Here is a 23040-nt window from a genome sequence, read left to right as displayed (position 1 = left end):
GCTGACCCGCACGAGAGAAACCCCCGTATGAGCACACCTCGCACCTCGATCGACCCGGACGCGCCGGTGCTCGTCACGGGCGCCAGCGGGTACATCGGCAGCTGGATCGTCCGGTTACTCCTCGAAGCCGGTCACACCGTCCACGGCACGGTGCGCAACCCTGCCAAGGCCATCGGGTTGGAGCATCTGCACAAGCTCTCCGCCGACCATCCCGGCCGACTGGAACTGTTCAAGGCAGACCTGCTCGAGCCCGGCAGTTTCGACGCCGCGATGGCCGGGTGCGAGCTTGTCATGCACACTGCCTCGCCGTTCCTGCTCTCAGGTTTCAAGGACGCGCAGGAGGCGCTGGTCCGCCCGGCGCTGGAGGGCACCCGCAATGTGCTCGACTCGGTGAACCGCACCGATAGCGTCAAACGTATGGTGCTGACCAGCAGCGTGGTCGCGATCTATGGGGACGCCCGTGAGGTGTTGGATGTCGCGGGCGGTGTCTTCACCGACGAACATTGGAACACCACCAGCAGTGTCGGCCACCAGCCCTATCCCTACTCCAAGACGGTCGCGGAGCAGGAGGCCTGGCGGTACCAACGGGCGCAGGACCGCTGGGACATGGTCACCATTCACCCGGGCCTGGTGCTCGGCCCGGCGCTGACCACGGCCAGTGATTCGGCCAGCCTGAGCACGATGAAGCAGTTCACCGACGGCAGTCTCCTGGCCGGAGCGCCCGCGCTGACCATGGGCGTGGTGGACGTGCGCGACGTCGCCGATGCCCATCTGCGTGCCGGATTCACCCCCGAGGCCCACGGCCGCTACATCGTCAACGCCGATTCTCTGACGCTTCTGGAGATCGGCAAGCTACTGCGGCGGCGGTTCGGCCCGTTCTACCCGTTCCCGAGGATGACCGCGCCCAAGGTGCTCGTGAAGGCCATCGCGCCGGCTGCCGGACTCACGCGAGAGTTCGTCGAGCACAACGTGGGATATCCATTGGCGTTCGACAACAGTCGTAGCCGCAACGAGCTGGGGCTGGCCTATCGTCCGGCGGCGCAGACGGTCACCGATCACTTCCAGCAGATGCTCGACGACGGCCTGGTCCGCCGCATGCCGGGTAGCTAGTCCGCGGGTTCGGGCGGAAGCCCATACTGCACCGCGATACCGGTGAGCAACATCGTCATTCGGTGCTGAAAGGCGTCCTCGCTGAACGGATCGAACCCGGACTGTGCGACCGCACGCAACGTCGGATAGTCGGACGCGGAACGTTTGGCGGTGAGTTTGAAGATCCGGGCCAGCCAGGGCTGTCCGCTTTCGGCGTGGAGGTGTTCACGGTGCGCCTCGGTGACGCTGCCGATCGCCATCGCGCTCACCGCAGCCCACACCGCCATCGCGTCGTCGGGCGACAGGCCGTGCCCGGCCAGTGCTTCGACGGCGTCGCCGTTGCACTGCATCTCCATCTCGTCGCGGACCCCGCCGGTGACGAACTTCTCGACCAGCGCCGGCTCGGAGGCCAAGACCGTCCTGATGTAGGACGCATAGCTGCGCATCCAGGTCGCCCAATGTTCGCCGGAATAACGCGGGGGCGGTGACATGACCAAGGCGCTCTCGGTGGCCAGTCGCAGCAGATCGTCCTGGTTCTTCACGTGGTGATACAGCCCGGGCAGGCTGATGCCGAGGTGTTCGGCCACCCGGCGCATCGTGACGTTTTCGGTGCCGATCTCCCGCACTGCTGCGACAATGGCGCTGTGGTCGATACGGGGAGGCCTCCCTCGACGCGGCGTTAATTCGTTGGCGCTCATGTCATCCCGGTTGCTTCTCCCGCGGGCTCATGGGTGTCCTCCCGCCTGGCGAGACACTTTCAGTCTGGGGCTTGACGATAATCGATATGCATTCTAAGAATCAATATGAAAAATCGGATGGACACCTCGATCTTCTCGATCCTCCATAGAAATGAGCAGCGACATGACTGACTCCGCGCACCGCCTGAACCGTCAAGTCCTGTTGCGTCGCCGCCCGAATGGGCTGGTCTCCCCGGACGACACGGAAATGGTGACCACGTCTGCGCCGGTTCCTGCCGACGGTGAGGCACTGCTGCGGACGACGTATGTGGGCATCGACGCGGCCGCTGGCACCTGGCTGGACGGCGAACCCGGCTACCTGCCCGCTCTCGAATTGGGCGAGGTCGTCCGAGTCGCCGGCATCGGCGAAGTTGTCGAATCACGTTGCGATGCCTACAAGGTGGGCGATCTGGTCACCACGCTGACGGGGCTGCAGGACTACGCGATCATCCGCGACGACCTCTTCAGTACGCCGGTGGTTGGTTACACCGATCCGCTGGCGGTGATGTCGATCTACGGACCGACGGGCGCCACGGCGTATTTCGGCATGAAGGGGGTCGGCAAGCCGCAGGCCGGTGAGACGGTGGTGGTGTCGGCCGCAGCGGGCGCGACCGGATCGGTGGCAGGCCAGATCGCCAAGATCGCCGGTGCCCGGGTGGTCGGTATCGCGGGCGGCCCGGAAAAATGCCGGGCCGTGGTCGAGGATTTCGGCTTCGACGCGTGCGTCGACTACAAGGCCGGCGACCTGTCCGCCGCGCTCAAGGAGCAGTGTCCGAATGGGATCAACGTCTACTTCGACAATGTCGGCGGAGACATCCTCAATGCGGTGCTCGGCAACTTGGCGCACAAAGCACGGGTGGTGATGTGCGGCATCATCTCGAGCTATCTCAACGGCGATCACCCAGGCCCGGCCAACTACGTCAACCTGCTTGCCACGTCCTCGACGATGCAGGGCTTCATCGCACTCGAAGAGTGGGCGCACTTCGATGAGGCCTTCGCCGCGCTGAGTGAATGGGAGCAACAAGGGCTGCTCGTCCATCGCGAAACCGTTTACGAGGGACTCGAATCCAGTATCGACGCCCTCAACGGACTGTTCACCGGGGCCAACATCGGCAAGATGCTCGTCAGGATCAACGAACCAGAAAATTGACACCGTGCTGACCCCTTTTGATGACTACCCCATTCACAGCTCGGCCGACCCGGTCGCCACACCGGTCAGTGCCGACCCCAACCACTACGACCGCTACTGGTTCAACGGTCATCAGCGTGGCGGCGAGTTCTACTTCGGTGCGGCGATGGGCCACTACCCGGTTCGCGGGATCATCGACGCCGCCTTCAGTGTGGTCAAGGACGGGGTGGAACATTCGGTCTTCGCTTCGGGGGCAATGCCGCTGGACCGATCGGCGACCGTCGGCCCGTTCCGTATCGAGGTCGTCGAACCACTGCGCACCATCCGCTACCTCGTCGACTCCAACGAACACGCCATCTCCTGCGATCTGACCTTCCGCGCCACCACCGTCGCCATCGAGGAACCGCGCCAACAGCGGCGTACCGCCGAAGGCATCGTGCTGACCGACCACACCCGGCTCACCCAGTGGGGATCATGGGAAGGAACGATCTGCGTCGACGGCGAGGATCTGACGGTCGAGGCCGGCGCCGTGCCCGGAACCCGCGACCGGTCCTGGGGAGTTCGGCCCATCGGCGAGCAGGTACCCGTGCTCCGGCAGCCGATGCCCTTTCATGTGTTCTGGCTCTGGGCGCCTTTGCATTTCGGCGATCGATTCACGCACTACGCCTTCCACGAACACGAGGACGGGCGCCGCTGGTTGGAGACGGCGCAGATTCTGGATCCGATTCCGGCGGGCGCCTCACCGTGCAGCCGGGTGGGTGTGCGCGAGTGTTACGACATCGGCTACGAACTCGAGTGGGAGCCGGGACGGCGGGAGATCCGACGGGCTCACCTGTGGTTCACCGATCCCGTCGACGGTGAGACCCACATCGAAGTGGAGAAGCTCTTCACCTTCCGGATGCGCGGGATCGGCTACTGGCATCCGCATTGGGGACACGGCTCCCATCACGGACAATTCGAGATCGGTCGGGAATCCATCGATCTCGACGCCTTCGACCCGACCGACTTCACCTCGATTCACCTGCAGAACGTCGTCAAGGCCACCATGGGTGAGCGCACCGGGATCGGTGTCGTCGAGCAGATCGCGATCGGGCCACACGCACCGTCGGGGCTCACCGGATTCCTCGACGGGTACCAACCCTGACGCTGCTGCGCGTCGGCCAACTGTTCCATGACGCGCAAGGTCTTCGGTCATCGAGGAACCAGACTCTGCGCGGCTTGCCACCGCTCAACCCTAACCGCGACAGCGCATCGTCGACGTCGCCCTTGATGTTCACTTTGACCTCGACCGCGCTCGGCTCTGCCATCTCGCCTCCCCATTCCCCACAAGCGTATGAACTGCGCGCGCAGTTGCCATGAGTACTGCGCTACCCGTTCTGACGCACTGCCGGGCGGCATTCGAGCGTTGCGTCCGATACCAAAACGCAACCTACGCAATGAATTACCACTATGAAATTTGAAAACGGATGGGGCTGACGTGATTATTGTGATCTACAGTACGTACGTACGTAGTTACTACATAGTTCCCGTGAATGCGGAGGCTGTCTCCGCCACTTCTATCGCAAGGCGGAGGGGGATGCGTGACCATGCCTTCCATTGCCCATAGGCGTTCCCTGTGCTGGGATCGCCGAACACTCATGCGCACAGGGATTCTCGCCGCGGCAGCGTTGGGGGCCATGGGTGCTCCCCTCGCCCACGCGGAACCCAACGCCGGCCAGTGGGACCCCACTCTGCCCAACATTCTCAGTGCGGGAGCGCCGGGTGATCCGGTCGCCATTGCGAATGCGTCGTTGCAGGCGAGCGCTTTTGCCGCGCAGACGACGTTCGACATGGGCCGGAAGTTTCTCGGCAGCCTGGGTCTCGGGCCCGCGGACACCGGTGCGGCCCCCGTCCTGCGCGGCAACCGCGTCTATGGCAGGCAGGCAGTCGAGTACGTGATCCGGCGGGCCGGCACCCAACTCGGGGTGCCGTATTCGTGGGGTGGCGGCAGCCTGACCGGGCCCAGTCGCGGAGTGGATTCCGGTGCCCGCACCGTCGGCTTCGACTGCTCGGGGCTCACCCGCTATGCGTTCGCCGGCGTCGGAGTCCTGCTCCCCCGCTATTCGGGCGATCAGTACACGGCGGGACGCCACCTGCCGCCGTCGCAGGCCAAGCGAGGTGATCTGCTGTTCTGGGGCCCCGGTGGCGGACAGCACGAAGCGCTCTACCTCGGCGGTGGCCAGATGCTCGAGGCGCAGCAGACCGGTGTCCCGATCAAGATCTCTCCGGTGCGTACCTCCGGGATGACACCGTATGTCACTCGCATCATCGAGTACTGACCCCAACGACAGAGCAGGCCCGATGCACCCAACACGACCGTCGCGACCGGAACCAGGGCGATCACTGCCATCGCCCCGAAGAGACCTGCCCCGGCCCCGACCCGGATCCACGGCGCGGGAGGAAGAGCAAGGCGCTCAGCACGGTTCAGCAAGGCCACGTCGGCGGCGCCGAGGGCCTGTGCCGGCGTCGCTCCGGCGAGTGCCATCAGCCCGGACAGAAGCGTGTGCTGTCCATGGCGGCGCACCGCGGCATCGTCGGCGCACATTTCCAGCAGCCGACCGACATCCGCGGCGCCCCGGGTCATCAGCCGCACCCGTGGAAAAACCATCGCCAATCCGCGCAACGCGGTCACGATCTTCGGATGGCGTCCGTCGAGATGCGCCCGCTCATGGGCCAGTACGGCCTGCAGCTCATCGCTGCCCAGTGCGGCAATCGCCCCAGTGGGGACCACGATCGCCGGCGGCTTTCCCGCCGCGCAGTACGCAGTGCGCTCACCGGTGTCGACGATGAAGACGTCGCGCTGATCGGTCGGACGTCCCACCAGACGCACCGCCTGGGCGTGACCGTCGGCATGGGCGCGCAGCCGCCGAATGGTGCGCTGGGCTTTGATCCCGACACGGACCAGCGCCACGAACAGCGCGACTGCCCCGACCATCACCGATGCTTGCGCCACGATGCCTGCACGCCCGGCCGCGATGTCGCAGAGGAACTCCACACACGACGCCAGGAATGATGTGCGCCGGCCGCCGTGGAAGACCACGTCGAGGATGACCAGCACCGGAATGACGATCCAGGTGGCCAGCACGCTGACGACGGCCGTCAACCATGCCGCCACACCGAATCTGGGGGCGGATCCGCCGCGGGTGAGAGCGCTCAGCAGCGTCGGCGCCAACACCATCATTGCCACGCTGTAGATCAGCAGACCCGCGGCGACGTTCACCGCTTTTTCGCCCTCGTCGATCGTCTTGCCAGCGTGCGTAGCGCGGCGCGCAGTCGATCGGAATCCTGCGGGTCGATCTGCTCGATGAAGTAGCTGAGCACCAGATCGGAACGGCCGCCACCGTCGAGCGCCTCACGCATCAACTGAGCGGTGTGCTGCTCGCGGTTCAACCGCGGCCAGTACCGGTAGGCCCGGCCGTCGCGGTCGCGTTCCAGCCAGCCCTTCGTGTGCAGATTGTCCATCGTCGACATCACGGTGGTGTACGCGATCCGACGCTCTTCGACGAGCTCATCGAACACCTCGCGCACCGTGACCGCCGCGGGACCGCGATTCCAGATGCGGTCCATGATGTCGGCCTCGAGTTCGCCGAATCCTCGTACGCGCACAGCATCCCTCCAAGATCGGTGAGGTGAGCGTACCCCGCGCCGGGGTGCCGCAGCGGTCTCGACGCGGTGGCCGTATCTACTACATAGGCTAGTACGTAGTACTGGACTAAGTTCAGCCGGCGTAGTCGACACGGGTCATCATCCCCGCATCCTGATGGTATGTGTTGTGGCAGTGGAGCATCCATGCGCCAGGATTATCAGCGGCGAATACCACGCGTACCCGCTGCATCGGCAACACGATCAGGGTGTCCTTACGGGCGCCGGGCCGGCCGTCGTCACCCACCACCTGAAAGGTGTGGCCGTGCAGATGCATCGGATGCCACATCATCGACGAGTTCCGGAATGTCATTGCCACGCGCTGCCCTTCGCGCACGGTCAGCGGCTGCGCTTCGGCGAAGGTGCGGCCATTGATCGTCCACTCGTAGGTCGCCATCGAGCCGCCCAGTTCGACGGGCAGTTCGGCATCTACGGGCATGGATTCCAATGTGGCCTCCGGAGTTGCAGTGAACAACCTGACCGTGCCAAGCCGTCCCCGCAGTTCCGGCGGCGCGTAGTCGGGCGGCGGGGTCGAGCCATCGGCGGTGATCAGCAAGGCCCTCGTGGACGCATTCTTCCCCTCGGCGGTCGCGACGAGCGGAAACACCCCGTCCCGTGCGGTGACGACCACGTCATAGCGCTCCCCCATCCCGAGCAGTACTGCATCCACCTCGGTGGGGACCACGGGAAAACCGTCGGTGTGGGTGACGGTCATGGGGTGCCCGGCCAATGCCACGCGGAATGCCGTATCGGAACCGGCGTTGATCAACCGGATCCGCACCCGTTGTCCGACTCGCACCCGGAAGCTGGTGGGGTTCTGGGCGTTTCGACCGTTCGCGACGTACATCGGGTAGTCGACGTCGCCGGCGTCACCTCCGAGGGGCGAACTTCCGCGACCAACGGCGGGCCTCATCGCGTCGTGGCCGCTCATGCCAGGCATGCCACCCATGCCCGGCATGTCGTGTCTCTCGCCCGACGGCATGCGCAAGCGGTCGTATATCTGGGCGGGGCTTTCGCCAACGCCATCGGTCCAGTCGTCGAGCATCACCACCCATTCGGCGTCATATCGGCCCGGCTCATCGGGGTCATCGATGATCACCGGGAAGTACAGGCCGGTGTCGGCGTCGAGTCCGGTATGCGGGTGTGCCCAGTAGGTTCCGGGATGAGGCGCCGAGAACCGGTAGGTGAAATCACCTCCGTCGGGGATGTCCGGAGTGGCCGGTGCAGCCCCGTCCATGTCGTTGCGGAGCGCCAGGCCGTGCCAATGCGCCGAGGTGGCTCGGCCGAGTCTGTTGCGCACCGTGACCTCCAGTTCATCGCCGACCGACGCCCGTAACAGCGGCCCGGGCACCACGTCGTTGTAGGCGATGGTCTCGGCGATCCGACCGCCGAGATCGACTCGCGTGCGCTGCGCGGTCAAAGTGGTCGACACGGTGCGGCCACTGTGCGGGCGGCGAGCCTCGGCCGCGGTGATGGCGTCCCGAGAAGTCGCGGCGGTCGAGGTGGCGTCGGCGCCACGCTGACACGCCGCGATGGCCGTTGTGCTCAAGGCGGCCGTGGCCATGAGGAATCCCCGGCGGCTGAGACGCGGCAGGCTGGTGGTGTCGGGCATGGTCGGGGCTCCGGTGGTCTGACGTGATGGGTGCATGTGTGCTTGGCCTCCACCTGACCACCGGAGGACAGTGAATTGGTATGGGTTGAATGAAGGTTTGTTGAAGAACTGCGCCTCAGCGGTGGCACACCGTCGTAGGAACCGAAACTCATGTCGAACACAAAGCGCTACGCCTATTTCTACGTATTAATCCCGTATGTGGTACCTACGTACGTGATGATCACGCAGGTCAACGCAGCGCTCGGGCGCGCGGTGGCTTTACAGAACCGTCACAAAAGCAATGGTAAATAACCACTTTCGACGAGTAGGTCCACTGGCGATCGGCCGTTCACTCACCGCCACGATCTACTATCCCCGTACGTAGCTAGTAGACTGGTCGCGCAACCATGAATCCGCCCGAGCGGGCGTGGTCATCAAGGACACCTCGTCGATGGAGGCCTCGTGCAGCACCGCACCAGCTACCTGTGGATCACCGCGATCGCGGCAACCGTCATGGTCACCGCATCGAGCGTGACCGGCACTTCCGCACTGGCGGAGCCGGCGGGACCCCCACCACCCGTCGAACCGGCACCCCACCTCGCGCCCCAGATGCCGTGGCCCGCCCCCTTCGGCGAGGCCGCTACTGTCGGCACCCCGGCAGGACAGAACCTGCTGCCTTTCACTGGCGAACCGCCGTTCCTGCCACCCGCATTCAATCCGGCCAACGGTGCCACAGTCGGTGTCGCCAAGCCGATCTACATCACGTTCCAGCGGCCGATCGCAGACCGCCAGATGGCCGAGGACGCCATCCACATCTCGTCCAACCCTCCGGTGCCCGGCAAGTTCTACTGGATGAGCAACACGCAGGTGCGTTGGCGTCCAATCGATTTCTGGCCGGCCGGGACGGTGGTCAACATCGATGCCGCCGGTGCGAAATCCAATTTCCGCGTGGGCGATTCACTGGTGGCCACCATCGACGACAACACCCATCAGATGCAGATCCACCGTAACGGCGAGCTGGAGAAGACCTTTCCGGTGTCCCTGGGCAAGCCCGGCTACGAAACCCCCAACGGCACCTACTACGTGCTGGAGAAGTTCTCCGACATCATCATGGACTCGTCAACGTACGGGGTCCCGGTGAACTCGGCCGAGGGCTACAAGCTCAAGGTCCAAAATGCCGTCCGTCTCAGCAACACCGGGATCTTCGCGCACAGCGCACCCTGGTCGGTCGCCGATCAAGGCAAACGCAATGTCAGCCACGGCTGCCCCAATCTCAGCCCTGCCAACGCACAGTGGTTCTTCGACCACTTCGGTAGCGGCGACCCTGTCGTCGTCAAGAACTCCGTCGGCCTCTACAACCAGCCGGACGGCGCCCAGGACTGGCAGATCTGATCACCGCGGGGTGCCGAGTCCGCCGCCTTGATCTGTGGCGGGCTCGGCGCTTCCGGTGCGGCCGAAATGGGCTCGCGAATTGGGCTGAATTAATGGCAGGAAATTGATTGTCGACCTTGGAATGAAATTCAGCGATTACACATGAGGTCGACGTATGCAGTCGTATAGCGCACGAGATTGTTCACATTGCCCGTGGGCCCCCGCTGCACCCATGAGTGTTTGACGTCCGTGCCCTGCCGCACTGCAGTGACGGTGCATTGATCGATGGGCGCATTGCCCACCTTGTTGAGGATCACGCGAAAACCCTGTGCTTCGAGGTCGCTGATGGTCGCCTGAGCGGACGTCTGACCACTGGGTGCCGCATGTGCCGGCGCAGATGCGGCGAACCCGAGTCCAGTCGCAATCGAGGCAACGGCGACGGTCTTCACGAGCAGATTCTTCGTCATCCAATTCCCTTTCCGGCCAGTCGATAAGCCAACCTCGTATTCCTGAGGCGTCTGACATCGAGCCTAGTTGCGAATACGAATCCAGGGCGAAACTCATATGCGACGCATAATTAGCCGCATACGAGTTTCATGACGAATTCAGGTCGAATTCAGATATGAGGGCCGAGCCCGTCAGAACTTCCCGTCCAGGAACTCTGCGTACGCCGGCAGGTCGAGTTGGCCGTGACCCGACAGTCCGATGACCACCACCTGCTCGGCCGGATCACCGGCGACGTGCCGGGCAGCGGCGGCGATCGCGTGGGTGGCTTCCGGTGCCGGGACGATGCCCTGGGTCCGCGCGAACAGCACCCCCGCCGAGAACGCGTCGTGCTGGCCGACGGCGACGCCCTCGAGCAGTCCCAGTTCGACGGTGTGGCTGAGTGCCGGCGCCATCCCGTGGTAACGCAGACCACCGGCATGGATGGGGTCGGGCACGAAATCCATTCCGAGCGTGTGCATCTTGAGCAGCGGGGTCAGGCCCGCCACATCACCGTGGTCGTAGCGGTACTCCCCCTGTGTGATCGACGGGCACGCAGCCGGCTCGGCGGCCACGACCTTCGGGTTCGACCGTCCATGGATCTTTTCGCCCAGGAACGGGAATGCCAGCCCGGCAAGGTTGGAACCGCCACCGGCGCAGCCGAAGACCACGTCGGCGCCGTTCGGCTCGACGGCGGCGAGCTGCGCCACGGCCTCCTGACCGATCACACTCTGATGCAGCACCACGTGATTCAGCACGCTGCCCAGCGCGTAGCGCGTGTCCGGATCGCCGGCCGCAACCTCGACCGCCTCGCTGACCGCCATTCCCAGGCTGCCGGTGGTGTCGGGGGTGGCTGCCAGGATTGCGCGCCCGGACGCGGTGAGAGTCGAGGGGCTGGAGTGCACGGTGCCGCCGTAGGTGCGGATCAGGTGACCGCGGTACGGCTTCGACTCGTAGGACGCCCGGACCTGCCAAACCTCGATCTCCAGACCGAACTGGGCTCCGGCGAACGCCAGCGCGCTACCCCACTGCCCGGCGCCGGTCTCGGTGGTCAGCTTCCGGACCCCGTCGATGCTGTTGTAATAGGCTTGTGCCACAGCAGAATTGGTCTTGTGACTACCGACCGGACTGACGCCTTCGTACTTGACGTAGATGTGGGCACCCGTATTGAGTGCCTGTTCGAATCGCCGAGCCCGGATCAACGGGGACGGACGCCACATCGAGTAGATCTCACGCACGGCGTCCGGGATCGGGATGTACGGCTCGGTGGACACTTCCTGCGCGATCAGCCCGCTCGGGAACAGGGCTGCAAGGTCGTCCGGGGTGACCGGTTCCTTGGTGGCGGGGTGAAGGTGCGGCGGGATCGGTTGATCGAGCTCGGCCGGCAGGTTGTACCAGTGCGTCGGCACCTCGACCGTGACCAGATCGGGATGGGCGGCGTCGGCGTGCAGCGTCATGCGGACACTGTAGCCAGGCTTGCCCTGCTGCTCTGCGACCTGGCAACCCAATGCCGCCGGGCCCATGTGGCAAGCAGTGCGGCGGCAATACCCGCAGGCAGCGCGATCGGCGCCACGTGCGGCGAGACACCGACGAGCATCAGGAGCCCGAAGCCGATGCCGATTGCCAGCAACGACAGCCGGTGCGGCGTCCAATGCGAATCAGACCGGAACCGCATCGACAACAGAATTCCGAGTGTCAACGCGACAGCATGGCCGATGGCGGTGAAGTCCGACCCCGCGACCGCGACCACCAGCGCGGTGGTCACCCACCCGCCGACCCATGCCGGACGCCACCTCATGGGGATCGCCGCGGTCAAGGTGCCGAGGACTGCGAGAGCGCCGTAGCTCAACCCGACATCGTTGGCGTGTGCGACCGAAATGGGCAGCCACCCGAGTTTGATCGCGGCCGCCAGTCCTGCGGCCACGATCAGGGTGGCACCAAGATGGCCGAGGGCGAACGCCTGGATCAACCGCCTGCTGCGCCAGAGCAGCTCCGCCAGCGCGAGCAGACACACCAAGCCGGGCAACAGCAGAAACGTGTATCCCTCAGCGGTGACGAAGGCGCTGCCGAGCAGTGTTCCCAGATGACCCCGCCCGAGATTCTCCAGGTTGGTGCTCAGATGGCTGACCACCCGGTCCCGCACCTGGGGCCCCAGGATCAGCAGCAGAGACGCGATCACGAAAAGTGCCGTCGAGTAACTGAGGGTCACCCGGACCCGGAGCAGACTGGAGAACAAGCGCGACAACATCTCGATACAGCATACCGGCGCGAAGCTACCGAAATGCGCTGGTCAGATGGGTCGAACGGTGTGGGGTGAGTTCCAAGGTCAGCAATGCGGCCGCCGCCGGAATGACATCGATCAGTGGCAACAACACGTACCGCCGCTCCGCCATGGCGTCGAACTTGCGGACGTACCGATACAGAGACTCCAGCTTGATCAGCCGGTCGCCGACGTGCGCAAAGGTCCGTAGCGCGCGCACGATGACCTCACCGCTGCGGTCATCGCTGAACAGCTCGGGGAACGGCGCGAAGGCCAGCGAGACGCGTTCGCCCTTGTGCGACCGGGCCCACGTGATCATGTCCACGGTCAGCCGTTCGTCGATCCCGTTTGGCGCGCCTGATCGCCGCCACGGCAGGTCAAGGCTCAGCTCGCTGCCACCACCAGCACTGGCATACCGCTGAAATGCCTGAATCCGTCCGGCACGATCGCGCCCGTAGATCAGCAACACGCCGGTGGCGAAGTCACATCTACGATCTCCCCGTGCTGCCCGAGGTATGGGTCAACCCCTCACCAACCAATATACGAACCGGGACTGAATCGCGCCGCCAGAAAAGGACCGATCGGACGCCGATCACGCGGAGCGGCGGGAGCTGTTGCGCGAGAGCAGGTTTCAGCGACGCTCCGAAGGGCGGTTGGACCTGGCTCGGTGCCGCCTGACGGCGTCACGGTTGGCGCAGCCGTGGCTGCAGTACTTCTGTGTGCCGGGACGGGTGAAGTCGACGAACGCCGTGGCGCAGTCTTTCAGTGCGCACCGGCGGATACGTTGCATCCCGCGTTCGGTGAGAAAGTGCGCTGCCGCAGCACTTGTGGCGCCGGCGAGGGTGCCGGCGAAGCTCGCGTCGTCATCGCGGTAGTGCAGATGCCAACCACTGCCGTCGTGGTTGGTGATCGACGGACTGGTGGCGAACCGAGCCAGCAACTCGTTGAGGATGAACACCCGGTTCTCCTCGCTGCCGGCATCGACGACGTCCGTCCAACCCTCGAGAAATTCACCCACCTGTCGGAGGTCTCTGCGCGTGACGCGACAGTGGATCGGCATGCCCAGACCCGTCCAGCGCTGTTCCAGATCGCCGGGCGTCGTCGCCGGGTGGTTGACCAGATCGAGCGCATTCCGGAGCAACGGCTCGACGTAACGGTTTACATGCACAAGACCATTACAGCAGGGTCAGGCCATGCCGTCGAGCTCCCTCAACTCCAATTCCGTCCACGCTGCCGCAGGCGATCGAGACACCGATTGGCGCCCTTTGGTGACTTGCTGTCTCGGGACTTTCCTACTGCTGGGGTTCACCACCGTCGTGACCGTCAGCGCCGAGCCCATCGCAGACCGGCTCGGCGCGGGATTCGCAGTAGCCCAATGGATCATCGACGTCTACACCCTCGCGTTGGCGGCGCTGGTGGTGGCGATGGGTACGCTCGGCGACCGGCTGGGACATCGGCGCTTGTTCCTGCTCGGTCTGATCACCTTCGGGGTTGCATCGGCGGGTTGCGCGGCGGCGACCAGCGGCGGCCTTCTGGTAGCGGCGCGTGCCGTCCAGGGCGTCGGCGGTGCCGCGATCTTCGGTACCGCCGTCCCGCTGTTGACCTGGCACTACCACGCCCGGGCGCGTGGGACTGCATTCGCCGTGTGGGGCGCAGTGGCCGGGATCGGCAGCACTGTGGGGACGATTGCCGGCGGAGCGGCAACCGAATTCATCTCGTGGCGTTGGTTGTTTCTCGCGGCGCTGCCCATATGCGTGGTCGCCGTGATCACCGGCATGCGGTCGCTGTCACGTGACCGTCACGCGACGGTACGACTCGATGTCCCTGGAGTTGCACTCATCACCACGATGATGACGGGGGCCACCTACGCCGTGATCAATGCAGGCGAGTCCGGCTGGGCTTCACCCGGAACCATCGGTGCCGCTGCGATCACTGTCGCCGCGATCTGGAGTTTCGTCCAGGTCCAACGCCGAGCCACGATCCCGTTGCTGCCTCCGGACCTTTTCGCCACCCGCGGTTTCCTCGCCGTCCTCGTCGCCGGATTCGCTTACTACTTTGCCGCTTTCGCCGTTCTGCCGGTCCTGTCCCGGTGGTTGCAGTCCAGCGCCGGCATGGCGCCCCTGCAGGCTGCCCTGGTGCTGACCGTGCAACTTGCTGCGTTCGTTCTCGTTTCGCTCATATTCAGCGCGCGATTGCACGAAGCGCCGCGCAGCTGGGTGCTCGGTGGCGGGACCGCACTCACCGGCCTGGCCTGTCTGTCCGGTGCTGCACTTCTGCTACGCCCGGATTGGACCTCCCTGATCGCGATGCTGATCGTCACCGGCATCGGGGCGGCGATCGTATCCCCCGTGCTTCCTGCAGTTGCGGCGACATCGGTCCCGCCGGAACGGGCGGGAGTGGCCGCCGCGGCGGCCAATGCTGCTCGCCAGCTCGGTCTGACCATCGGTATCGCCTTGTGCGGCACCATCAGCCGGGCAGCAGACACCGGCGGCGGGCCGGCAACCGGCGCGGTGGTGACGGCCGTTTTCGCATCGGGCGCGGTTGCGCTTTGCGGCGGCGCAATCAGCGCCATGTTGTTCCGTTGCGAAGCACCTTGCAACGAAACCGGATAACCAGGTACCGCCGCTCCGCTACGTCGCAGGAAGCAAGCAGATCTCGGTTTCTACTGCAACAAGAACGCGGCGGGCCGTCTCCGCAGCGGTTTCGTCGGAGGTGTCGAAGGCATGGGAGTTGAGTTGACCAAGATCGGCGAATTGATCCCAGAGGTCAAGGATCGGTTGCCGGTCGGTGAGGGCGTTCGGGCCTTTGCGGCTCGTTGCGCGCGACAGGGTGGCCTCACGGTTGGGGAACAACACGATGTAGTGCACGGGGATTCGCGGTTGGAGATCCATGCGCGCCTGGAAGTGATGCAGCATCCACGGACCGACGATTCCGTCCACAACTGTGGTGAATCCTCCGGTCGCATACGTGAAAGCAGCTTCCGCGATGACGTCCAGGTGTGGTTCTGATGATCGGCCTCGGGCCGGTGGGGCGGTATGGCACCGGCCACGATCGCGTGCCAGAAGTCGTCGGTGTGCAGGTGAACCCCCCGTCGGTACGTGCGGGCGACGTGGCCCGCGATCGTGGATTTTCCCGAACCCGGCGGACCGGTGAGAACGATGATCCCGGTGGTCAATGGCCCCTCCTTCGTTGCGATTCAGCTTAGGGCCCGGAGCCAGGGATTTTTATTGTCCTCGTTAGGTTTACGGCTTACCCCTACGGGATAGCCAACGTGTCCGTGAGATTCATCCGCATACGGATTGGAGGTCTACGGCCATGAAGATCACCAGGATAATTGCCAGTGCAGCCGTTGCAGGTGGGATGGCGGCTGGAGCCGCCGGACTGAGTGCGGTTACCGCGAGCGCTGCCCCCTCACCAGCACCTGCGCCCAACCAGCCGATGGTCGCAATGACCATTCCTGGGGGACCTAACCCCGGTCCGCCGCCTGCATCGGCACCGCCGGCACCGGCTCCGCCGATGTGGGGTGCCGGAAATCCTCAGGTGTGGGATGACGGCTGGCAACACTGGGGCGTCTGGATGAACGGAGTGTTCGTACCGACGTTCTGACCGGAACACGTCCTCCGTCACCGCGGGGTTTCCGGCGGTGACGGAGTCGTATTCAGATCGTGTTCCGAGAAGCGGGATCGCCAACGGCGCGGTGCTCAGAAACCCGTAGGTTGGTCGGCATGACGGAGCTGGAACTGAAGCAGATCGACACACCCGCCGGAGTCCTGCGGTATTACGACACGGGCGACGGACCGACGTTGCTGTTCCTGCATGGCTCGGGCCCAGGGGTCACCGGCCGGCGCAACTTTCAGGGAATTCTGCCCACCTGCTCGCAGCAATTTCGTTGTCTCATACTGGAATTCCCAGGATTCGGAGTCACCGACGACATCGGCGGCCATCCCATGGTCACCGCCCAGGGGGTGGTGGGGCCGTTCGTGGATGCCCTCGGGCTCGGCCGCGTCCACATCATCGGCAACTCCATGGGCGGCGGCGTCGGGATCAACTTCGCCATCCGCCAACCCGACCGCATCGGCAAGCTCGTCACGATCGGCGGTATCGGAACGAACGTGTTCAGCCCAGGACCCAGCGAGGGCATCCGGTTGCTTCAGGAATTCACCGAAGACCCGAGCCGCCAACGCCTGATCGACTGGCTGAACTCAATGGTCTACGACCCGGCGCTGGTGACTGACGAGTTGATCGAACAGCGCTGGGAGCTGGCGACCGATCCCAAGACGCTGGCCGCCGCCAAACGGATGTACGGGAAGGCGGCCTTCGCGGGAATGATGGCCGCCATGCGGTCGTCCGACGCCCCGATGCCCTGGGCGCAGATGCACAAGGTGGCCGCGCCGACACTGCTGACCTGGGGACGAGATGATCGGGTCAGCCCCCTTGACATGGCCCTGATCCCGATGCGCACGATCCCGAACGCCGAACTGCACGTGTTCCCCAACTGTGGGCACTGGGCAATGATCGAGGCGAAAGAAGCCTTCGAGCAGACCGTGTTGGGCTTCCTGACCCGCAGCTAGGGCTGTCTTCGGGCCGCCTCGAGCGTGCAAATTCATCATTGAATCTGCGATACAGCTCTGTATATTAAGCGTGTGCGCCACGCCACATGACCCGCTGGCCTGCCCTCACCGCTCCTCCAACGGAAAAGGACCGCAATGGATCTGGTCGATCGAATCGCCAAACACCGCCGTATGGCCGAGAGCTACCGGGACAAATACGTACTGCGCAAGGTCCAGGAAGGCGAGTCCTACGACGAGTGGGAGTTCACCGACGACGCCGTGTACACCTCGCCCTACTTCGTCGCCGGTCAGGAACTCGTCCTCAAGGATGTGGCGACGTCCTTCGACGTCGCAGCCACCGTCGAGGCCAAGGCCTACTCGGTGGTCTTCCCGGACTGGAAACCCGTCGACCACAAGTTCTGGCCGGCAGAGAACGGCCTCGTCATGCGCTACCGGTGGGAAGGGACGACGGCCGACGGCGAGACGATGGGCTTCTACTCGATCAGCTTCATCGACACCAACGAGGACGGCCAGATCACCCACTGGTCGACCTACGTCAACGACGAGGAGTACGGCCCCTTCCTGGAGAAGGCGATCGGCGCTCGCGGTCCGTTCCACGGCGACGAATACATGGAGGCGCTGGCCCGTCATTTCGAGAAGCACAACCTGACCTGGTGAACGTTGGGCTGCCGGCCCGAACCTGAGAGTCGTCTGTCGACTCTCAACAGCATTGATTCCAAGCAGTTTTCATCCCGTTACCGACCGCACAGCGCCTACCAATCGTCAGCACAGGGCAAACACAACCCTCCGAAATAGCTTTGCTCTCCGTGCGGCACCGTCGTCGCACTGGTCAGAAACGGAGTAGAGCAATGGGTTTCAAGAGATCCGTGGGCATATCGGCGATGGCGGCAGGAATCGGCATGGCTGGGCTACTGGGCCTCGGCCTCGGCATCGGTACCGCCGGTGCCGACCCGGGGCCTGGTTGCGGCCGTCCGGGCGCGCCGCAGTGTGACCGGCACGACGACCGCGGCGCCAGGCCCGATGACTGGCACGGTCGCGGCATCGACGAGGGCCGTCGCGATCACCAACCCTTCGAATGGAACGGCCAGCGAGTGACCCCGATGCCCTCCGGTGACGGCCGCGGCTGGGGCTTCTGGTTCCTCGATCGTTGGGTTCCGATGTAGGCAACCGATTCTGGTGGGGCACTCATCCCCTAGTGCCCCACCAGAATCTCAGAATCAGAACGCTCAACGTGGCGTGGAGCAGACTGCCTTCACTGCGCCGTCCATCGCGGTGGCCGCGGTCCAGTCCGCTTGGTCTGGCGGCTCGAACTTCGGCAGCTTCGCGGCGTAGGTGTCCGTGTACCGCGACTGCGCCCGCAACAGACCGGCCAACAGCGGATCCGAGGCCTTGTCGGCCAAGCGGCGTAATTCCGCGGCTTCCTGATTCAGAACCGGGATGACCGACATCGTCACCGACCGTTGCTTGCGCGACCAGCGCGAGGCCGGAATCCGATGATCGGTCTTGACCCAGGCCTGCTGCTTGCCGTCGTACCCGGCGCTGGCCCGCTGCCACTGCGCACAGACCGGATCCGGCTTGGCCGTGGCAAACGCCTGCGCAGGCTTGCTGCCGGGGCCATCGGTCACGGTCGACGCAACCACTTCAGCGGGAACAGGTTTCGCAGTGGGCGGGGGCGGTCCCGCGGTCTGCCGCTCATCGTCACCGGAGACGGTGACCGCCACGACGCCACCGACGAGCAATGCGGCGGCGGTGGTCGCACCGATCGCTTTCCACATCCGTGCACCGGGCATCCTGGCGCTCAGCTGCCGGCGGCCGGAACCCCCGCCGGCGCCGAGCGCCACGTTGAAGGCTGCGTCCGGCCGTGCCCGTAGCTCGCTGACAGCCACTTCGACAGCTGCGGTCGGCGTTCCCAGATCCGTGAGTGCCTTGACGAACCGCGCGACCGTCACGAGATCGCGTCCGTAGAGATTCGTTTGCGGTTGCCCCGCCGGGAGGAACCGCTCGACCAGGTCTTCACGCAGCTGCGACGCCCGGGCGATTTCTGCCGCGGTCAGCCAGTGCCCCGGAACATCTTCTGTTCCAAACCCGGTCATCGTTTCGCCCTTCCCACCCACACCTGAAGATTGGTACCGGATCCTGTGCACGCGCGGCAACCGGAAAGCGCTCCTACGTCACCACGTTGCTGTCACAAGTTGGCCACCGAAAGATCACGACCCCACCCAACCTGGCCGAAACGGGATCGCCTGGCAAACAACCACTCTCAGTCAGCGTGCGGTGTTCACGACGGGAAGTGCACCACCTGGCTCGAGAACAAGGTGTCCGGACGGGTGATGTAGTTGGCCGCGGCAGCAACTGCTACCCGAGTCTTCACATCGTGGTCCCCGTACTCCTCGACGCACATTGATTCGAGGGTGTCCCCGGCGAGGTGGCGACGACGGTTCAGCCCCGGAACGATCAGGACTTGGCCCGGTGTCGGATCGATGGACGCATCGAGATCGTTGGCGTTGGCGACGACGGCCGCGAGGTGATCATCGCCATACCAGCGGCCGGCCAATCCGGCGAAGGTCTCCCCTGCGGCGACCGTGTGGTGTCCGACGTTGGTCAGATCGGGCAACAGCAACCACGTGCCGCGATGGATCTCCCGCTGCGCCACTCCGTTGACCACTTCCCAGATGAACTGGATGGCAGCGCTCTGTGTGCCATAGAAGGACTGCGTGAGCTGTTGCCGGACAGCAGTGCCGTCATCGGCGGTGAACAGGTACCGATAGGTGACGTACGGGATCAGCAGCTCCTGCCCGATGTCGATCAGGGCCGGATTGCTGAGGTGATTCTGTTCGGCGATCACGGGATAGAGACCGCCATCGCCATATTCGCGCTCGGCGATCCCGAACAGGGTGTCCCCGAGTGTCACGGTGTAGTTCTTCATCTGTCCTTGCCTTTCTGGTTGTTTGAGGCGTCGATCGGCTCAGTGTCGGAGCCAAGGACTGTGGCGGTCGCGCGTAGCCGGCTACCTCAAGTCGCCGAATCGGACTTGAGGTAGTGCGCTACGCGTGCCCACACCCGCCGGATCCGGCCATGCTGTGAATGCTCGACCTGTCAGTTCAGTTGCCGGACGGTGATGACGATGACGAATGAGACGTGGACATGACCGCGTTGACCACACAGCACTCCGCCATGGGCGACCGCCCGACGCTCACACTCGCCGCTGCCGCGTCGGCGACAGCCGACAACCAACTATCCGGTTCCACACTGCGGCGCACGGTGGGCCACCGGCCGTTGTCGGTGTGGCGTGAGGTCGCCCGGGGCCGGCTCGCCGATCTCGAAGTTGACCTCGACGAGCTGGCTGCTGAGCATGGCGACGACCCGCGTTACCTCGACGCCCGGCGGCGACTCATGGAGGCCATCCAGATCGTCAACGCGCCACGGACTGTGCGAGGCCTGCTCAACGGGGCCGCCGTGGAAGCCACCTGGCTCCGGATTCACGCCGTGGACATCGCGGTCATCCGCCTGGCGACACCCGGAGTCGTCCGGGCCAGGCTGCCCGAAATCGTCTCTACCGGAAAGGAATTGATCGGCGACAATGATCAGTCGGTCGTAGCGATCCGGGAGATTCTGGGGCACTCGAAGTGGACCGAACACGATCGGGAAGTCTTGGCGCACAGTGCCAGGGCGGTACATGCCGCCTCCGATAGCGAGAGCATGCGACTACGCAGTTTCCGCAACATCCTGCTGGGTGCGACGGCGGTGCTGGGGCTGTTGGCCATCTGCTTCGGGGTTGTCGGCGCCTTTCGGCCTGACACGTTCGGTCTCGTCACAACCGGCACGTCGACACCCCGTGCCGACGTCGCGATAGCCGAACTCCTGGGCCTGGTGAGCGCCAGCCTGGTCGGTGCGGTGGCAATCCGCCGGATGAAAGGAACATCGACGGCCTATGCGGTGCCGATGGCCTCGTTGCTGCTCAAACTTCCCACCGGCGCACTGACCGCCGTCGCCGGATTGCTGATGGTCAAGGCGGGCATCGCCGGAGACGGGGTCAGCGTCACCACCAGCGCCCACGTAGTCGGCTACTCGTTACTGTTCGGAGCGTCACAACAGGGCATCACCGGAATGGTGGACCGCCAGGCCCAGAGCCTGCTCAACAACATCTCGTCGAAGGACAATGCCTGACCGACTCGTCTACTTGGCATGATGCTGCTCATGGATCAATACCGCCGCGGGGAATTCGTATTCGACGTCGCCGAGAGCGGACCTGCCGACGGCCCGGTGGTCGTGCTGCTGCACGGCTTCCCGCAGCAGAACACCAGCTGGGGGCAGATCGCCCCGCTGCTCACCGCCAAGGGCTTCAGGTGCCTGGCACCCAACCAGCGCGGGTACTCGCCGGGTGCCCGGCCGACCCGCCGCCGCGACTACCGTTCGGCGGAATTGGTCGATGACACCCTGGCGCTGATCGACGCCAGCGGTGCCGACCGAGTGCATCTCGTCGGCCACGATTGGGGCGCCGCGGTCGCATGGGGCGTGGCCGCCAGCGCACCCGAGAGGTTGGCCTCGTTGTCCGCGCTGTCGGTACCCCACCCGATGGCGTTCGTGCGGTCCATGCTGACCAGCCGGCAGGGTCTGGCGTCCTGGTACATGTACGTCAATCAACTGCCCTGGGTGTCCGAACGATTGATGCTCGGGCGCGACGGCCGTGGTAAGGCCATTGCCAAATCCTTGATCCGCAGCGGGCTGGCACCCCAGGCCGCCGACCGTGACGCTCGGGCCATGGCGGAGCCCGGGGCCCTGACCGCGGCGCTGAACTGGTATCGCGCCATGCCGCTGAGCCGGCTCGGGCGGGCCGCAACGGACAAGATCACGGTGCCGACGCTGTATGTCTGGAGTGACCGCGACATCGCGATCACCGCCAAGCCGGCGCGCGACACCGCGAATTACGTGAGCGGTCCCTACCGTTTCGAGACGCTCCGCGGCGCGTCACACTGGCTGCCGGAGGAAAAGCCGGCGGAGATCGCGGATATGTTGTTGCAGTGGTTCGCAACCCATCCCGTGTGAGCGGAAGGTGACAGAGTGCTGACCTTGGGAGTGCTTCTGGGCGACGGTATCGGACCGGAGATCGTGGATGCGGCAACCAGGGTTGCCGAACAGGCGCTGGCCACAGCGTCGGTCGACGTGCACTGGCGCGAACTAGCCTTCGGCATCGAGGCGATCGGCGAGTTCGGAACCCCGCTGCCAGAACCGACACTGGCCGAACTCGACGGGCTGCCCGGATGGATCCTCGGACCGCACGACAACGCCGGATACCCCGACCAGTTCCGCGGCACCTTGTCGCCCGGCGGGGCAATCCGCAAGCGCTACAACCTGTTCGCCAACATCCGGCCCGCGCGAACCTTGAGCACCGCCGTCCATGCGGTATGCCCCGATCTCGACGTCGTCATCGTCAGGGAGAACACCGAAGGGTTCTACGCCGACCGCAACATGTACGACGGTGCAGGCGAATTCATGCCAACGCCTGATGTCGCGCTGGCCGTCGCCGTCTTCACCCGGACCGCGTGTGAGCGGATCGCCCATCAGGCGTTCCAACTGGCCGTCGCCCGGCGCAAGTCAGTCACCATCGCCCACAAGACGAATGTCCTGGCCAAGACCACCGGGTTGTTCCGCGACGTGTGTCTGACCGTCGCCGAGAGCTACCCCGATGTGGAAGTGCGTGGCGAGCACATCGACGCGCTGGCGGCTCGATTGGTGAGCCATCCGCGCGATTTCGACGTGATCGTCGCGGAGAACATGTTCGGTGACATCCTCTCCGACCTGGCCGGCCAATTGAGCGGCTCACTGGGGATGGCGCCCTCCATCAACGCGTCGCACACGCACGCGATGGCGCAGGCCGCACACGGATCGGCGCCCGACATCGCCGGACGGGACATCGCCAACCCCGTGGCGATGATCCTGTCCACCGCGATGTTGCTGCGCTGGCTGGCCGGCCGCGACGGCGGCACACCGGCGCTCGGCGTCGCCGCCGACCGGATCGAGGAGGCCATCCGTCGCGTCCTCGACGCCGGTGTCGGAACGCCCGACATCGGTGGCAGCGCGTCGACCTCGTCCTTCACCGAGCACGTACTCGCCGCACTGCAGTGACT

At 64.9% G+C, this 23040-nt stretch carries 24 protein-coding genes; 12 read left to right on the top strand and 12 right to left on the bottom strand.

What is annotated here, in order from left to right; genetic code table 11:
- Positions 1 to 27 precede the first annotated feature (27 nt).
- On the top strand, positions 28 to 1110 hold the full coding sequence (locus AC4ELS_RS02525) for an SDR family oxidoreductase (RefSeq protein ID WP_499045685.1): 1083 nt from the start codon (positions 28 to 30) through the stop codon (positions 1108 to 1110).
- On the opposite strand, the gene AC4ELS_RS02520 is transcribed toward AC4ELS_RS02525, so the two are convergent.
- A complete protein-coding gene (locus AC4ELS_RS02520; RefSeq protein WP_499045683.1) occupies positions 1107 to 1715 on the bottom strand; it encodes a TetR family transcriptional regulator in 609 nt (202 codons plus the stop codon). The two genes, AC4ELS_RS02525 and AC4ELS_RS02520, sit on opposite strands and share 4 nt — an antisense overlap.
- Before the next feature lie 235 nt (positions 1716 to 1950).
- Between AC4ELS_RS02520 and AC4ELS_RS02515 the strand changes: the two genes are divergently transcribed.
- From AC4ELS_RS02515 to ripB, 3 genes are all read left to right on the top strand, one after another.
- The gene (locus tag AC4ELS_RS02515) at positions 1951 to 2976 is read left to right on the top strand and encodes an NADP-dependent oxidoreductase (RefSeq protein ID WP_499045681.1); all 1026 of its coding nucleotides are present in this window, start codon (positions 1951 to 1953) and stop codon (positions 2974 to 2976) included.
- A gap of 4 nt (positions 2977 to 2980) precedes the next feature.
- Positions 2981 to 4099 carry an Rv3169 family protein gene (locus AC4ELS_RS02510; protein WP_499045678.1) on the top strand — a complete coding sequence of 373 codons (1119 nt, stop codon included), beginning with the start codon at positions 2981 to 2983 and terminating at the stop codon, positions 4097 to 4099.
- Positions 4100 to 4592: 493 nt separating this feature from the next.
- Positions 4593 to 5273, top strand: coding sequence for an NlpC/P60 family peptidoglycan endopeptidase RipB (gene ripB / locus AC4ELS_RS02505; protein WP_499045675.1), 681 nt, complete (start codon positions 4593 to 4595; stop codon positions 5271 to 5273).
- Here ripB and AC4ELS_RS02500 read toward each other — a convergent pair.
- The 3 genes from AC4ELS_RS02500 to AC4ELS_RS02490 all read right to left on the bottom strand — a co-directional run bounded on the left by AC4ELS_RS02500 (position 5159) and on the right by AC4ELS_RS02490 (position 8248).
- Positions 5159 to 6214, bottom strand: a complete 1056-nt coding sequence (locus tag AC4ELS_RS02500) for a M56 family metallopeptidase (protein WP_499045672.1) — start codon at positions 6212 to 6214, stop codon at positions 5159 to 5161. The two genes, ripB and AC4ELS_RS02500, sit on opposite strands and share 115 nt — an antisense overlap.
- Positions 6211 to 6600, bottom strand: a complete 390-nt coding sequence (locus tag AC4ELS_RS02495; protein ID WP_064881457.1) for a BlaI/MecI/CopY family transcriptional regulator — start codon at positions 6598 to 6600, stop codon at positions 6211 to 6213. Before AC4ELS_RS02495 ends, AC4ELS_RS02500 begins: the two co-directional genes overlap by 4 nt.
- 112 nt (positions 6601 to 6712) lie before the next feature.
- A complete protein-coding gene (locus AC4ELS_RS02490; RefSeq protein WP_448447467.1) occupies positions 6713 to 8248 on the bottom strand; it encodes a multicopper oxidase family protein in 1536 nt (511 codons plus the stop codon).
- 492 nt (positions 8249 to 8740) lie between these two features.
- Here AC4ELS_RS02490 and AC4ELS_RS02485 point away from each other — a divergent pair, with 492 nt between their 5' ends.
- Entirely contained in the window at positions 8741 to 9619 is an 879-nt protein-coding gene (locus tag AC4ELS_RS02485) for a L,D-transpeptidase (RefSeq protein WP_448447465.1), read from the top strand.
- A gap of 128 nt (positions 9620 to 9747) precedes the next feature.
- Here the strand turns inward: AC4ELS_RS02485 and AC4ELS_RS02480 are convergent, their stop codons facing one another.
- The 5 genes from AC4ELS_RS02480 to AC4ELS_RS02460 all read right to left on the bottom strand — a co-directional run bounded on the left by AC4ELS_RS02480 (position 9748) and on the right by AC4ELS_RS02460 (position 13509).
- Complete coding sequence (locus tag AC4ELS_RS02480; protein WP_448447371.1) at positions 9748 to 10047, bottom strand: hypothetical protein; 300 nt, start codon at positions 10045 to 10047, stop codon at positions 9748 to 9750.
- 189 nt (positions 10048 to 10236) lie between these two features.
- The gene (locus AC4ELS_RS02475) at positions 10237 to 11538 is read right to left on the bottom strand and encodes a TrpB-like pyridoxal phosphate-dependent enzyme (RefSeq protein ID WP_499045670.1); all 1302 of its coding nucleotides are present in this window, start codon (positions 11536 to 11538) and stop codon (positions 10237 to 10239) included.
- On the bottom strand, positions 11535 to 12329 hold the full coding sequence (locus tag AC4ELS_RS02470; RefSeq protein ID WP_499045668.1) for a rhomboid-like protein: 795 nt from the start codon (positions 12327 to 12329) through the stop codon (positions 11535 to 11537). The genes AC4ELS_RS02475 and AC4ELS_RS02470 overlap by 4 nt, the downstream gene beginning before the upstream one ends.
- 25 nt (positions 12330 to 12354) lie before the next feature.
- Positions 12355 to 12810, bottom strand: coding sequence for a phosphatidylglycerol lysyltransferase domain-containing protein (locus AC4ELS_RS02465; RefSeq protein WP_499045665.1), 456 nt, complete (start codon positions 12808 to 12810; stop codon positions 12355 to 12357).
- A 162-nt stretch (positions 12811 to 12972) separates the two neighbouring features.
- Positions 12973 to 13509 carry a CGNR zinc finger domain-containing protein gene (locus AC4ELS_RS02460; protein WP_499045663.1) on the bottom strand — a complete coding sequence of 179 codons (537 nt, stop codon included), beginning with the start codon at positions 13507 to 13509 and terminating at the stop codon, positions 12973 to 12975.
- 25 nt (positions 13510 to 13534) lie between these two features.
- Here AC4ELS_RS02460 and AC4ELS_RS02455 point away from each other — a divergent pair, with 25 nt between their 5' ends.
- A complete protein-coding gene (locus AC4ELS_RS02455; protein WP_499045661.1) occupies positions 13535 to 14953 on the top strand; it encodes an MFS transporter in 1419 nt (472 codons plus the stop codon).
- 18 nt (positions 14954 to 14971) lie between these two features.
- Here AC4ELS_RS02455 and AC4ELS_RS02450 read toward each other — a convergent pair whose 3' ends face one another.
- A complete protein-coding gene (locus tag AC4ELS_RS02450) occupies positions 14972 to 15280 on the bottom strand; it encodes a hypothetical protein (RefSeq protein ID WP_499045659.1) in 309 nt (102 codons plus the stop codon).
- A 786-nt stretch (positions 15281 to 16066) separates the two neighbouring features.
- Here AC4ELS_RS02450 and AC4ELS_RS02445 point away from each other — a divergent pair.
- From AC4ELS_RS02445 to AC4ELS_RS02435, 3 genes are all read left to right on the top strand, one after another.
- Positions 16067 to 16912 (top strand): alpha/beta fold hydrolase, encoded by an 846-nt coding sequence (locus AC4ELS_RS02445; protein WP_499045656.1) that lies wholly within the window; start codon positions 16067 to 16069, stop codon positions 16910 to 16912.
- A 135-nt stretch (positions 16913 to 17047) separates the two neighbouring features.
- Positions 17048 to 17569, top strand: a complete 522-nt coding sequence (locus AC4ELS_RS02440; RefSeq protein WP_064881473.1) for a nuclear transport factor 2-like protein — start codon at positions 17048 to 17050, stop codon at positions 17567 to 17569.
- 191 nt (positions 17570 to 17760) lie between these two features.
- A complete protein-coding gene (locus AC4ELS_RS02435; RefSeq protein WP_499045654.1) occupies positions 17761 to 18075 on the top strand; it encodes a hypothetical protein in 315 nt (104 codons plus the stop codon).
- A 63-nt stretch (positions 18076 to 18138) separates the two neighbouring features.
- Here the strand turns inward: AC4ELS_RS02435 and AC4ELS_RS02430 are convergent, their stop codons facing one another.
- Positions 18139 to 19005: an ESX-1 system-associated protein gene (locus AC4ELS_RS02430; protein WP_131811627.1), complete on the bottom strand. Its 867-nt coding sequence runs from the start codon at positions 19003 to 19005 to the stop codon at positions 18139 to 18141.
- A gap of 185 nt (positions 19006 to 19190) precedes the next feature.
- Positions 19191 to 19838, bottom strand: coding sequence for a LysM peptidoglycan-binding domain-containing protein (locus AC4ELS_RS02425; RefSeq protein WP_499045650.1), 648 nt, complete (start codon positions 19836 to 19838; stop codon positions 19191 to 19193).
- A gap of 218 nt (positions 19839 to 20056) precedes the next feature.
- Here AC4ELS_RS02425 and AC4ELS_RS02420 point away from each other — a divergent pair, with 218 nt between their 5' ends.
- From AC4ELS_RS02420 to AC4ELS_RS02410, 3 genes are read left to right on the top strand one after another with little or no spacing between them, the layout of a single operon-like run.
- Positions 20057 to 21079, top strand: a complete 1023-nt coding sequence (locus tag AC4ELS_RS02420; RefSeq protein ID WP_499045648.1) for a hypothetical protein — start codon at positions 20057 to 20059, stop codon at positions 21077 to 21079.
- 30 nt (positions 21080 to 21109) lie between these two features.
- On the top strand, positions 21110 to 21958 hold the full coding sequence (locus tag AC4ELS_RS02415) for an alpha/beta fold hydrolase (protein WP_499045645.1): 849 nt from the start codon (positions 21110 to 21112) through the stop codon (positions 21956 to 21958).
- Between the two features lie 15 nt (positions 21959 to 21973).
- A complete protein-coding gene (locus tag AC4ELS_RS02410; protein ID WP_499045642.1) occupies positions 21974 to 23038 on the top strand; it encodes an isocitrate/isopropylmalate dehydrogenase family protein in 1065 nt (354 codons plus the stop codon).
- The last annotated feature ends 2 nt before the right edge of the window (positions 23039 to 23040 follow it).

This window comes from Mycobacterium shunyiense, assembly GCF_058270035.1.
Note: the sequence above shows the minus strand (reverse complement) of the source record. Positions and strands in the feature narration are given on the sequence as shown.

Bases quoted from the DNA above. Each gene is read 5' to 3' on its own strand.
- AC4ELS_RS02435 (WP_499045654.1), top strand. From the start codon at position 17,761: ATGGGTTTCAAGAGATCCGTGGGCATATCGGCGATGGCGGCAGGAATC.
- AC4ELS_RS02415 (WP_499045645.1), top strand. From the start codon at position 21,110: ATGGATCAATACCGCCGCGGGGAATTCGTATTCGACGTCGCCGAGAGC.
- AC4ELS_RS02455 (WP_499045661.1), top strand. From the start codon at position 13,535: ATGCCGTCGAGCTCCCTCAACTCCAATTCCGTCCACGCTGCCGCAGGC.
- AC4ELS_RS02490 (WP_448447467.1), bottom strand. From the start codon at position 8,248: ATGCCCGACACCACCAGCCTGCCGCGTCTCAGCCGCCGGGGATTCCTC.
- AC4ELS_RS02425 (WP_499045650.1), bottom strand. From the start codon at position 19,838: ATGAAGAACTACACCGTGACACTCGGGGACACCCTGTTCGGGATCGCC.
- AC4ELS_RS02420 (WP_499045648.1), top strand. From the start codon at position 20,057: ATGACCGCGTTGACCACACAGCACTCCGCCATGGGCGACCGCCCGACG.
- AC4ELS_RS02515 (WP_499045681.1), top strand. From the start codon at position 1,951: ATGACTGACTCCGCGCACCGCCTGAACCGTCAAGTCCTGTTGCGTCGC.
- AC4ELS_RS02440 (WP_064881473.1), top strand. From the start codon at position 17,048: ATGGATCTGGTCGATCGAATCGCCAAACACCGCCGTATGGCCGAGAGC.
- AC4ELS_RS02445 (WP_499045656.1), top strand. From the start codon at position 16,067: ATGACGGAGCTGGAACTGAAGCAGATCGACACACCCGCCGGAGTCCTG.
- AC4ELS_RS02470 (WP_499045668.1), bottom strand. From the start codon at position 12,329: ATGTTGTCGCGCTTGTTCTCCAGTCTGCTCCGGGTCCGGGTGACCCTC.
- AC4ELS_RS02485 (WP_448447465.1), top strand. From the start codon at position 8,741: ATGGTCACCGCATCGAGCGTGACCGGCACTTCCGCACTGGCGGAGCCG.
- AC4ELS_RS02430 (WP_131811627.1), bottom strand. From the start codon at position 19,005: ATGACCGGGTTTGGAACAGAAGATGTTCCGGGGCACTGGCTGACCGCG.
- AC4ELS_RS02525 (WP_499045685.1), top strand. From the start codon at position 28: ATGAGCACACCTCGCACCTCGATCGACCCGGACGCGCCGGTGCTCGTC.
- AC4ELS_RS02475 (WP_499045670.1), bottom strand. From the start codon at position 11,538: ATGACGCTGCACGCCGACGCCGCCCATCCCGATCTGGTCACGGTCGAG.
- ripB (WP_499045675.1), top strand. From the start codon at position 4,593: ATGCGCACAGGGATTCTCGCCGCGGCAGCGTTGGGGGCCATGGGTGCT.